General features: G+C 56.6%; 2 protein-coding genes and 1 pseudogene. 2 read left to right on the forward strand and 1 reads right to left on the reverse strand.

Annotated elements, in window-relative coordinates; all coding sequences use genetic code 11:
• Positions 1 to 1,275 (forward strand): calcium-binding protein, encoded by a 1,275-nt coding sequence (locus BS630_RS27175; protein WP_425351730.1) that lies wholly within the window; start codon positions 1 to 3, stop codon positions 1,273 to 1,275.
• A 106-nt stretch (positions 1,276 to 1,381) separates the two neighbouring features.
• Here the strand turns inward: BS630_RS27175 and BS630_RS27180 are convergent, their stop codons facing one another.
• The gene (locus BS630_RS27180; RefSeq protein WP_077979863.1) at positions 1,382 to 2,680 is read right to left on the reverse strand and encodes an O-antigen ligase family protein; all 1,299 of its coding nucleotides are present in this window, start codon (positions 2,678 to 2,680) and stop codon (positions 1,382 to 1,384) included.
• 241 nt (positions 2,681 to 2,921) lie between these two features.
• On the opposite strand from BS630_RS27180, the pseudogene BS630_RS27190 reads away from it, so the two are divergent.
• A pseudogene (locus BS630_RS27190) lies at positions 2,922 to 3,940 on the forward strand (IS3 family transposase); the annotation flags it as partial.
• Positions 3,941 to 4,009: the final 69 nt, after the last annotated feature.

Genomic DNA, 4,009 nt, shown 5'->3' on the forward strand with positions numbered 1-4,009 from the left:
GTGCTGAATGGCGGGGCAGGTGCGGACACGCTGATCGGTGGTGCGGGCGACGACACCTATATCGTCGACAATGCCGGTGACAGCGTTGCCGAAGCGGCCAATGAGGGGATCGACACGGTTCGCACGACGCTGGCAAGCTATACGCTTGGCAGCGACCTCGAGAACCTCACCTATATCGGAACGGTAGCCTTTACCGGGACGGGCAATAGTCTCGATAACACGCTCACGGGTGGCGCTGCCATCGATACGCTTTCCGGCGGCGCCGGCAACGATGTGCTGAATGGTGGGGCCGGGGCCGATCGTTTGATCGGTGGTGCGGGCGACGACACCTATATCGTCGACAATGCCGGCGACCTCATCACCGAAGCGGCCAATGAGGGGATCGACACGGTTCGGACCAACCTGAGTGCCTACACATTGGGTGCCGCTGTCGAAAACTTCACCTACACCGGAAGGGCAGCCTTTGCAGGGACAGGGAATCTGCTCGACAACGTTATCACAGGTGGTGTCGGCGCTGACAGCCTCGCGGGGGCTGCGGGCAACGACACTTTGATCGGCGGGGCTGGTGCAGACAAGATGTCGGGTGGGATGGGCGACGACATCTATGTGGTCGATATTGCGACTGACATCGTGATTGAGAACGCGAACGAAGGGACGGACACGGTCCGGACGGCGCTGTCGAGCTATACGCTCGACAACAATGTCGAGAACCTGATCTATACGGGATCGGCCAACTTCACCGGCACCGGCAATGCGCTTGCCAACACGATCACCGGCGGCGCCGGCAACGATCTGCTGAATGGCGGGGCAGGTGCGGACAGCTTGGTCGGTGGGGCGGGCAACGACTTTTATATCGTCGACAATGCCGGTGACCTCATCACCGAAGCGGCCAATGAGGGGATCGACACGGTTCGCACGACGCTGGCAAGCTATACGCTTGGCAGCGACCTCGAGAACCTCACCTATATCGGAACNGGTTCTAATACGTTGACGGGCGGCGCCGGCAACGACACTCTCACTGGTGGAGCAGCAGCCGACGTCCTCGTTTTTTCGCCGAACTGGGGCCACGATACGATCACAAACTTCGTGGCAACCGGCTCGGCACATGATGTGATCTCAATCGATCACAGCATTTTCGCCGACTGGGAATCGCTTTTTGCTGCATTAAGTCAGTATGGCAACGATACAATCGTTACGGCCGATATCGACAACACCGTCGTGTTGAAGAATGTAGCCTTGACGAGCCTGCACTCGGGGGATTTCCTTTTTGCGTGAACCCCATCAGGCGGAGTGCGGGGAAGGGTGGCGGTCGAATCTTTAACAGGGCAGGCCGCCTATAGCGGCACGACTTGAGGCGCCTTAGCCATCCTGAACATTCGAGTCAACCATGCTCAAAGGCTAGACGTGGGCTTCGGACCACGGGTGCAAAGCATGTGTTGCCTCGATCCGCGCAAATTAGGGCGACCATATAGGCGAAGATCGGATCCAAAGCTTTTTGATTGAACATGATGCCAAAGCTGCCCGTTATGACGTAGCTGGTGACTAGGAGAAGAGCCATCGCCAAGGCGAGATCTCTCCCCGGTCCGGCTTCTTTTCTCCATGCGCCTATCACGGGTGCCAGGAGCATCAGCAAAAGTGCGGCCATGCCGAAAATGCCTGCGTCAATTCCCGCGGTCAGAAATCCGTTATGGACATGCGTAAAGCTCACCTGCTGCCTTATGCTCTCGGGAATTTCCGCCAGAACCGCGCTCATCCGGTTTTGCGGGCCATAGCCGGTAAACGGGTCCTTGCCGATTGCAGACAGTGCCCCCTTATATAGGATGAGGCGTGCGCTGAGGGATGTGACACCGCCATCGCTCTGTTCAAGCGAAGCTAGGTTTTCCTGGAACTTATGGATGCGCTCGATGATTTGGGGGCTGCTGAGGGCAGTAAGTCCAAGGAATAGCAGTGAACCGGTAATGGCAATGCTGCGCGGACTCAAATGGAGGCGGTGTTTGGAAAAATACCAGAGAAAGATGATGATATGAACGGGGATGACTAGCCAGGCTGCGCGCGTTCCAGAAAGCAGAGCGCAGCCCAGGCCCGCAGCATATCCCAATATCGCAATTCTTTGTTCCACCTTGTTGGGGGATTGTATGTTGAGAAGCGCGATGCCGCTGAACAGAACGCCGATGATGCCCAGCAGGGCGGCGTTCGTCGCTCCGCCCTCCGCCCGGTCCATCAGGAGCGCTACCTGCAGCAGACTGAGAAAGAAGGTCGCGATCATGCCGACACCTGCGCCGAGGATGAAGAGTGGCACGAGGCGGCCGTCGGGGGATTGACGCATCCGCGGCAATATCAGCCAGACTGAAAGGAAAGGCAGGAGCCGGAATATCCAGTCCAGTTCTTCGGCGTAAGGCGGATTGATGAATATGCTCGCAATCATCACCAACGGATAGATCCACATGCACAGGGCAACCAGCCGGTCGGATTTCGACAGGTTCAGGGAAAAGCGGCCCGCCCCCAGACAGTAAATGCCCGACAACATCGATGCGAGAAGAATAAAGGAGTTAAAATTCGGCGAAAGTCCTGGAAGTATCGCAAAAAGAAACACTGCGATGCCGTTGTTTCGGTCCAGGGCACTTCCCGCCCCATTCCCGGGATGGAGTACCACAATCGCTAGTTGTCTAAAGTAATTCACTTTTGCAGGTCCTAACGGTGTCGATGCTGCCTCGCTTAAGGACCGTGATCATCACTGTCAAGCCGTGAGCGAGGGCAGAATAAGTGGGCTTTTATTCAGTGTCGTATTTAAAGCCAGATCCGAGACCTCTCCGGCCGGCGTATCGGCTTTTGATCTGAACTGATCTGAACCCTTCAAACTGGACCAGTTTTGGTTAGAGTTTTCCGGTGCATTTTCCTCGCTGGGAAAGGAACGGAAGACGATGAAGGCATCGCAATTTTCGGACGCGCAGAAGGCGTTCATTCTGAAGCAAGGTGATGAAGGTGTCTCGGTTGCTGAGATCTGCCGCAAGGCGGGCATCAGCCAGGCGACCTATTTCAATTGGAAGAAGAAGTATGCCGGCATGTTACCGCCGGAGATGAAGAAGCTAAAGCAACTCGAGGACGAGAACGCACGGCTGAAGAAGATCGTCGCGGACCTGACACTCGACCGCGAGATGCTGCAGGACGTCATTCGCCGAAAGCTCTAAGGCCTGCTCGCAAGCGGGAGGTGGTGAAGGGCATGTGCCGCGATTGGGCGATCTCGATCCGGCGTGCCTGTGGGGCGCTGAACTTCGATCGTTCAAGCTACCACTACACCTCTCGCCGTGCCGATCAGGCCGGCCTGGAATGTCGTATTCGCGAGATCTGCGAAACCCGAGTGCGCTACGGCTATCGTCGGGTGCATGTGCTCTTAGAGCGTGAGGGTTGGGGCACCAACATCAAGCGAACCTATAAGATTTACAGGGACTTGGGCCTTCAACTGCGGAACAAAACGCCAAAGCGCCGGGTCAAAGCCAAACTGCGGGAGGATCGGCAAATGGCGGTTGGACCGAATGATGTCTGGGCCATGGACTTCGTTCACGACCAGCTGGCGACCGGAAAGAAGTTGCGGGTTCTGACGGTGATCGACACCTTCTCCCGCTATGTGCCGGTGCTTGATCCGCGTCACAGCTATCGCGGTGAAGACGTCGTGCAAACCTTGGAACGGATATGCCGGCAGGTCGGTTATCCGAAGACGATCCGTGTCGATCAGGGCACGGAATTCGTGTCACGCGATCTCGATCTTTGGGCCTATGCCAAGGGTGTGACCTTGGACTTCTCACGTCCGGGAAAGCCGACGGACAATGCCTTCATCGAAGCATTCAACGGCCGCTTCCGAGCCGAATGTCTGAACCAGCATTGGTTCCTGACCCTTGCGGATGCCCGCGAAAAGATGGAGGATTGGCGCAGAGACTACAATCCTGTTTCATAACGCCCATCTTTCTATGTTGTTGAAGGGAATAAGTTTTCCTGATCTGGATGCGATCCT

The organism is Rhizobium laguerreae (genome assembly GCF_002008165.1).
GTDB classification, from domain to species: Bacteria; Pseudomonadota; Alphaproteobacteria; order Rhizobiales; family Rhizobiaceae; genus Rhizobium; species Rhizobium laguerreae.